Annotated in this window: 2 protein-coding genes; both read left to right on the plus strand. The window is 54.3% G+C overall.

The window, feature by feature from the left end; translation table 11 throughout:
* Positions 1-6,809: amino acid adenylation domain-containing protein (locus ABR397_RS21350; protein ID WP_350307470.1), on the plus strand; the 6,809-nt coding region annotated here is incomplete at its 5' end.
* Positions 6,809-9,166, plus strand: a 2,358-nt coding sequence (locus ABR397_RS21355) for a non-ribosomal peptide synthetase (RefSeq protein ID WP_350307471.1), incomplete at its 3' end; no start/stop codon positions are given. The genes ABR397_RS21350 and ABR397_RS21355, both read left to right, overlap by 1 nt.

Here is a 9,166-nt window from a genome sequence, read left to right on the forward strand (position 1 = left end):
CTGTGGGTGAACGGGAAACCACGCTGGCGCAGATTTGGCAAAACCTGCTGGGGCTGGCACGCATCAGCCGGCACGACCACTTCTTCGAACTCGGCGGCCACTCGCTGATGGTAGTCAGTGTGATCGAACAGCTGCGCCAGCGGGGCTGGGAACTGGACGTCCGTACGGTATTCACCGCACCGATCCTGGCCGATCTGGCCCGGGCGATTCAAATATCCTCGGGTGATGTCCCGGCCTTTGTCGTGCCACCCAACCGTATTCCTGATGGCAGTACCACGCTCACCCCTGAAATGCTGCCGCTGGTCATGCTGTCTCAGGCGGAAATTGACACTATCGTCAACCGAACTTCCGGCGGAGTGACCAATGTGCAGGATATCTATCCCCTGGCTCCATTGCAGGAAGGTATCCTGTTCCATCATCGACTTGATCCACACAGAGATCCTTATGTTATCTCGTCGCTGTTATGTGTCGACAGCCAGACAAACCTTGACGCTTTCACGGCTGCATTACAAGCGGTCATCAACCGGCACGATATCCTGCGCACAGCCGTCCACTGGGCCGGTTTATCCCAGCCGGTTCAGGTTGTGCACCGGCACGCCCCCTTGCCGGTTCATCGCCTGACCCTGAAGGATAGCGATGATGTGGCCGCCAGTTTGCAAGCCCGTATGACGTTGTCACACGGGCAACTGGATTTATCTCAGGCACCGCTGATACGCTTACAAACCGCTGCTGACCCACATTCAGCCAAGCTGTACGTCTTGCTCCAATTTCATCACATCATTGATGATAATCTTTCATTACGGCAGGTTCTCGCAGAAACGGCGGCATTCTTACTGGGCAAAAGTGCTGATTTACCGCCATCGGTGCCTTATCGTAACTTCGTGGCTTATGCCCGTCAGGAAAGCCATATTCAGGCCGCAGAAACCTTCTTCCCGGACTATCTGGCGGATCTCGATGAAGTGACGGCTCCTTTTGGTCTAATCAATGTTCAGGAAGGGGGAGAACATACAGCAGAAGCCCAACAGCCCCTTAATGCCAGCTTATCACGCGCCCTCCGTGAAACGGCCCGCAGGCTGGGCACCAGCCCCGCGGCGTTGTTCCATGCGGGTTGGGCGCTGGTCGTCGCCCGGACCAGCGGACGTGACGATATCGTATTCGGCACCACCTTGTCAGGCCGTATGTCGGGCATGGCGGGCAGTGCAGGCGCGTTGGGTATGTTTATCAATACCCTGCCGGTCAGGCTGAAACTCAAAGGGATCAGCGCTGAGGCCCTCATCAAGGCAGTCACTGACATATGCGCTAATTTATTGCGTTATGAACAGACCCCCTTGTCCCTGGTGCAACGCTATAGCGGGCTCGGCAATATGCCGTTGTTCAGTGCCTTGCTCAATTGCCGGCATGTGAGTGACAAGGACAGCGGCACACTTAACCTGTCGCAGTTTGGCATAACCAGTCTGGCTGGCCGGGAACGCACCAATTATCCCGTGGGGATCTCGATTGATGATGATGGTAAGGATTTTATGTTATCCGCTCAAACTGTCAGCACTGTCGATCCGAAGAGAATCAATGCCTATTTGATCAGGGCACTGGAACAACTGGTCGCAGTATTGGCGGATGCACCGCATTCACCAGCCCTGGCGGTGGATGTGTTGCCCGCCGCTGAACGTCAGCAATTACTGGCGGACTTCAATGCCACTGAGCGTGACTTCCCGCAGGCAGCCCTGATCCATGAGTTGTTTGAGCAACAGGCCGCACGCACCCCGGATGCCACCGCCGTGTTATTTGAAGGGCAGTCACTCAGCTATGGTGAGCTGAACCGCTGCGCCAACCAGCTGGCGCATCATTTAATTGCACTGGGCGTACAGCCTGATGACCGGGTCGCTATCTGTGTTGAACGCAGTCCGGCGATAGTGGTGGGACTGCTGGGAACCCTGAAAGCCGGCGGTGCCTATGTGCCCCTCGACCCAGCTTACCCGACCGAACGGCTGGGCTATATACTGGCAGATGCAGCGCCGATGGTCCTGCTTACCCAAACGTCACTGGCTGAAAAATTGGGCAACGGTCTGCCGACAGTGCTGCTGGATACCCCGGCCTGCAATACTTGTGCAGACAATAATCCGGCTGTTCGGGCACTGACGCCACACCATCTGGCGTATGTGATTTACACCTCCGGCTCCACCGGTCAGCCCAAAGGAGTTATGGTTGAACACCACGGGTTTAGAAATTACCTACAGTGGGCTCTCAGTCATTATGTTACTGCCGGACAGATAGATAGCATCGTCTCATCATCTTTTGCCTTTGATGCAACAGTCACCAGTATTTACTTACCTCTGCTTTGTGGGGGCAAAATACGCCTTATCCGTGAAGGTCAGGAACTTACGGAATTGGCGCCCTCACTGTTATCCACATCTATGGAATCCGCGACTCTGGTTAAAATAACACCCACTCATCTCGCCGCAATTGGTCAGGAATTACTGGCTGCAAAATGGACCTGCCCTGCACACTGTTTCATCGTCGGCGGGGAGGCACTAACCCGTTCAATCGTAGTACTTTGGCGTGAGTTATCTCCTGAGTCACGTATTATTAACGAGTATGGCCCAACCGAAACAGTAGTGGGTTGCATCACGTTTGATACTCATAATCAGGATAATATCACCGACAACGTTCCCATCGGACAGCCGATCTCCAACACCCGGATTTATATTCTGGATGCGCAAAGCCAGCCGGTACCCTTTGGTGTGGCCGGTGAGATCTATATTGGCGGCGCCGGTGTGGCCCGCGGTTATCTCAACCGTCCGGCACTGACGGCAGAGCGTTTTATTCCAGACTCCTTCTCAACAGAACCCGATGCCCGTCTGTACAAAACGGGCGACCTTGGTCGCTGGCTGCCGGATGGCAATATCGAGTACCTGGGCCGCAACGATTTTCAGGTTAAGCTGCGTGGTTTCCGGATTGAGCTCGGTGAAATCGAGTCACGCCTCGCCCAATGCTCTGGAGTACGCGAAGCTGTTGTTATCGCCCGCGAAGACATTGCCGGAGAAAAACGCCTAGTGGCCTATCTCCGATCGCAGTCCGGTGTTGAACTAGTGCCAGCTGAATTGCGCCAGCAACTGGCGCAACATTTAACTGATTACATGCTGCCCAGCGCTTTTGTGACGCTGGAAACTTTCCCGCTGACCCCTAACGGTAAACTTGACCGTAAGGCGCTGCCCATCCCTGAGCAGTTTGCCGTGGCAACGCGTGGTTATGCAACACCTGAGAGCGAACTGGAAACCCTGCTGGCGCAGATTTGGCAGGAGCTACTGGGCTTGGAACGTGTTGGCCGTCATGATCATTTCTTCGAACTCGGCGGCCATTCACTGATGGCGGTCAGCTTGATTGAACGACTGCGCGTTTTGGGGCAGACACTTGATGTCCGCAGCATCTTCTCGGCCCCGATCCTTTCTGAGATGGCTCTGGCTATTCAGGCCCTTCAAGAGATGCCTGCCTTCATAGTTCCCCCTAATCGCATTAGCAAAGATTGTGTTGTCCTTACACCCGATCTGTTGCCACTGGTGGCACTATCCCAGACTGAGCTCGATACCATTGTCGACACCGTTCCCGGTGGTGCTGCCAATGTTCAGGATATCTATCCGCTTGCCCCGTTGCAGGAAGGCATTCTGTTCCACCATCGCTTGCAGGAACAAGGGGATACCTATCTGTTAAACAGCTTGGTAGCTTTTGATAGCCGTACACGTCTTGACGCCTTCCTTAGCGCCCTGCAACACGTGATCAACCGTCACGACATCCTGCGTACCGCCATCTGCTGGCAGGGACTAACCCTGCCCGTACAGGTGGTCTGGCGACAGGCGCCATTGCCGGTGAACACCTTTGTGCCGACCTCAGAAAACAATGTACTGGCCCAGCTACAGGATCATATTGATCCACGACAGCGCCGACTTAATCTTAGTCAGGCACCGCTGCTCACTGCCGATATTGCCCATGATCCGGTCAATCACGAATGGCTGTTGGCGCTGAGTTTCCATCATTTGATCGGCGATCATATGACGCTGACACTTATCGTTGATGAAATTCGCCTACTGTTGCAGGGGAGTATAGGAGAACTGCCCAACTCGCTGCCATACCGCAACTTTATCGCCCAAACACTGAGCGTGCCGGTTTCTGTGCATGAGGGCTACTTCCATGCCCAGCTCGCCGATGTCGATACCCCAACAGCGCCTTTTGGTTTACTTAATGTGCAAGGCAACGGCGGTGATATTACCGAATCCCGTTTGTTGCTGGATACCAATCTGGCCCGGGCGATCCGCAATCAAGCCCGCCATCTGGGTATCAGCCCAAGTGTGATATTTCATGTTGCCTGGGCGCAGGTGTTGGCGCAGACCAGCGGCTGTGACGATGTGGTCTTCGGCTCCGTACTGCTGGGCCGTCTGCAAGGCTCTGTCGGCGCTGATCGGGTAATGGGAATGTTTATTAATACCCTGCCATTGCGGGTATCCCTTGCTAATCACAGTGTACTGGAAGTGGTACAGGCCACCTACCGTAACCTCACAACATTGCTGGAGCATGAACAGGCCCCTCTGGCGCTGGCCCAGCGTTGCAGTGGTGTGACGCCTCCCATGCCATTATTTAGCGCTCTGCTTAACTACCGCCATAGCCAGCCAGATGCAGACGATACAGCTTGGGATGGCATGCGTTTGTTAGCGACAGAGGAGCGTACTAATTACCCGTTGATCCTCTCAGTAGATGATTTAGGGGAAGGCTTCAATCTAGTGGCTCAGACTATTTCAGGAATTAACCCCACTCGGGTTGCAAACTATTTGGTTATGGCCATCAGCGGTCTGATTGAAGCACTGGCAACTAAATCCCAGCAATCTATTTTGGACCTACCGATCCTGCCTGCTACCGAACGTCAACAAATATTGGCGGGCTTCAACAATACCGAGGCTAACTTCCCTAGAGAGGTTTTGCTCCATGAGTTGTTTGAGCAACAGGTAGCACGTACTCCAGATGCCACCGCTGTGGTGTTTGAGGAAAGCACTCTCAGCTACGACGAACTGAACTGCCGTGCTAATCGATTGGCTCATCATCTGCTTGCTCTGGGTATACGCCCGGACGATCGAGTCGCCATCTGTATTGAACGCAGCCTGGAAATGATGGTGGGATTATTGGGTATCCTCAAAGCGGGTGCAGCCTATGTGCCACTCGATCCGGCTTATCCAGCCGAACGCCTGACTTATATGCTGGAAGATGCCGCTCCCGTGGCGTTGCTTACCCAAACTGGTCTACTGGAAACCCTGGACAGTCACCTGCCTACCATCGTGCTTGATGCTCGTGGATCATCAGTTCTGGATAATGGGCCGGCAGAAAACCTTGCGGCTCAGGTACTGGGACTGACCTCACGTCATTTGGCGTATGTAATTTATACCTCGGGCTCAACAGGGAAACCAAAGGGTGTGATGATTGAACACAGTAATATTGTTAATTTCTTGTGTTCGATGAGCAAGGAACCTGGTATTACGGAGGAGGATGTTTTACTAGGTATTACCTCTCTTTCTTTCGATATTTCCATCTTAGAGCTATTCCTGCCGTTACTAACAGGGGCTCGAATCATACTGGCGACACAGGCACAGGCAACGAATGCACAGCAACTGGCCGCCTTAATTACTCATCATAATGTATCCTTCATGCAAGCAACGCCTTCGACATGGCGTATGTTATTGCAAATGCCGACGTTCTCTCTGCCAACCAAGTTTAAGGTTCTGTGTGGTGGGGAAGCATTACCTGAAAAACTGGCAGCACAGTTGCTCCAACAGGTTCCTACACTCTGGAATCTATATGGGCCAACGGAAACGACGGTCTGGTCTGCGTTAAATGGCTTGACTCGAACTTCCGCTTACATTGGTCACCCTATCGCCAATACCCAAATCTATATTCTGGATACACAGGGTCAGCCAGTTCCCCTTGGTGTGGCCGGTGAAATCCATATTGGTGGGACTGGTGTGGCCCGCGGTTACCTCAACCGGCCGGCACTGACGGCAGAGCGTTTTATTCCTGACTCCTTCTCAGCAGAACCGGATGCCCGTTTGTACAAGACGGGCGACCTCGGTCGCTGGCTGCCGGATGGCAATATCGAGTACCTAGGCCGCAACGATTTTCAGGTCAAGCTGCGTGGTTTCCGCATCGAACTCGGCGAAATCGAGGCACGCCTCACCCAATGCTCTGGAGTACGTGAAGCTATTGTCATCGCCCGCGAAGACATCCCAGGCGATACTCGTCTGGTGGCCTATCTTCTCCCTCAGCATGATGCTGAGCTCGTGCCGGCTGAACTACGTCAGCAGCTTGTACAGCATCTGGCCGAGTATATGTTGCCCAGTGCCTTTGTGACGCTGGAAAGCTTCCCGTTGACCCCTAACGGTAAACTTGACCGCAAGTCGTTGCCTGCCCCTGAACAATCTGCTGTGGCTGTACGTAGTTATGAGGTTCCTATTGGAGAAATGGAAACTATGCTGGCTCAAATTTGGCAAGACTTGCTGGGACTGGAGCGCGTTGGCCGACATGATCACTTTTTCGAGATAGGTGGTCATTCGCTCATGGTCATGCAATTGATAACGCGTATACAAACTGAATTTTTAATCGATATACCCATAGTCTCAATTTTCCAATTCCCAAAATTATCAGAATTAGCTGAGGTCATTCTCTCTGCTCAAATAAGTTCTGCATGGGGAAATGATGTTGAATCAGTAAAAAGCGATCTTGATTCAATGTCGATAGAAGAATTAATGGCGATTTTAGATGGAGATACTAATTAATGACTAAAGCTAACATAAATATTGAGATGCTAAAGCGTGCCGTTTTAGAGAAAAAGCTTAAGGAGCAATTAAAAAAACGCGAGGATAACTCTTTGCATCTACCGATAGGGAAAGCAGATCGCCATATGTCTTTACCGTTGTCTTTTGCTCAACAGCGGCTATGGTTCCTGGGCCAGTTCGATCCTGCCGCCAGTCAAGCTTACCATATGCCTATGGTACTGCGGCTTTCCGGTCAGCTTGACCCTCAAGCCCTCTCCGCAGCACTCGATAACCTCGTCGCTCGCCAAGAGAGCCTGCGTACCCATTTTACGCTGGTTGATGGTCAACCCTGCCAGCAGATTGATCCCGCAGACAGTGGTTTTGAACTTCCCTGTCTGGACTTGCGTTCCCTGAGCGAGACGGCGCGTGCCAAGCGTATTGCCGAACTCACCGAATATGAGGCCTGTGCGCCATTTGATCTCACTCTGGGCCCGCTGATCCGCGGTCAATTGCTGCAACTGGCCGATGAGGAACATATGCTGCTGTTTACCCAGCATCATATCATCTCTGACGGCTGGTCCACCGGCATCATGGTCCGCGAGCTGGCGGCGCTTTATCAAGCCGCTCTTGCTGGTCAGGATGCAGTTTTACCGCCCTTGCCCATCCAGTATGTCGACTATGCCGTCTGGCAGCGCGATGAGTTGCAGGGCGACCGCCTTACCGAGCAACGTGATTTCTGGTGTGCCCAATTGCAGGGCGCGCCCGCCTTGCTGGAATTGCCCACGGACCGACCACGCCCGTCGGTACAAAGCTATGCCGGCAGCCGGGTGTCCTTCCATCTGGATGCTGAAATCCTCACTTCCCTTAAAGCTCTGGGTCAACGTCAGGGCACAACCCTGTTTATGACCTTGCTCGCGGCTTGGGCTGTTGTCCTTACTCGCCTCAGTAGCCAGGGCGATATCGTCATCGGTACCCCTGTAGCCAACCGGACACGCAGCGAGCTGGAAGGTTTGGTTGGTTTCTTCGCCAATACGCTGGCCTTGCGTATCGAACCCGGTCAGTGCCACACGGTGGAGGAACTGCTTGCTCAGGTTCGTGAACGCACACTGGCGGCCTATACTCATCAGGACCTGCCTTTCGAGCAGGTGGTAGAGGCATTGCAGCCAGCCCGCAGTTTGAGTTACAGCCCGGTCTTTCAGGTCATGCTGGCGCTAAACAACACCCCGGCCCAGGCGCTGAAATTGCCCGGGCTGGCTCTCTCCCTCGTTGAGCAACCGCAGCGCAGCAGCCAATTTGACCTGACGCTGTCGCTGACTGAAACCGACGCCGGTTTAGTAGGGGGGCTGGAATATGCGACCGATTTGTTTGATCAGGAGACCGTGGTTCGCATAGTCGATTACCTCAAAAATATCCTAACGGCGATGGCAACCGATGTCACACACGCTATCCCGTCCCTGCCGATGCTGTCTGTCACAGAGCAGCAGCAACTGCTGGCAGACTTCAACGCCCCCCAAACCGACTTCCCGCAGACCGCCCTGATCCATGAACTGTTTGAACAACAGGTTCAGCTAGCGCCTGACGCTACCGCCGTGGTGTTTGAAGCACAGTCCCTCAGCTACGGCGAACTGAACCGCCGCGCCAACCGGCTGGCTCATCATTTGCTGGCCCTCGGCGTGCAGCCGGATGACCGGGTCGCTATCTGCGTTGAACGTAGTCTGGAGATGGTCGTGGGCTTGCTGGGCATTCTGAAAGCCGGAGCGGCTTATCTGCCGCTTGACCCGGCCTACCCGGCCGAACGGCTGGCCTATATGCTCAGTGATGCGGCGCCGGTGGCCCTGCTTACCCAGACTGCCTTGCTGGAAACCCTGGACAGTCACCTGCCTACCGTGGTGCTGGATGCCTGCCCACCGTCCGTCCTTGACGGGGCGCCGGACAGCAACCCCGACAGCCGGGCACGGGGACTGACTTCACACCACCTGGCGTATGTGATTTACACCTCCGGCTCCACCGGTCAGCCCAAAGGGGTGATGGTGGAACACGCGAACATCATTCGCCTGTTGGCAGCCACACAGGGTTATTTCCAGTTCAATCGCAACGACGTCTGGACCCTGTTCCACTCTTTTGCTTTTGATTTCTCGGTATGGGAGCTGTGGGGAGCCTTAGCTTACGGTGGCCGGCTGGTTATCGTACCGGCAGCCTGTGCCCGTTCGCCACAGGCATTTTATGCCCTGTTGTGCCACGAACGCGTGACAGTGCTGAATCAGACGCCGAGTGCTTTCCGTCAACTTATCCCTGTCCAGGATGACACCGCACATGCCCTGCGCTGTATTATCTTCGGCGGGGAGGCGCTGGAACTACCGTCGCTGGCGCCGTGGATC

Origin of the sequence: Photorhabdus viridis, assembly GCF_040256935.1 — a bacterium.
Taxonomy (GTDB): domain Bacteria; phylum Pseudomonadota; class Gammaproteobacteria; order Enterobacterales; family Enterobacteriaceae; genus Photorhabdus; species Photorhabdus viridis.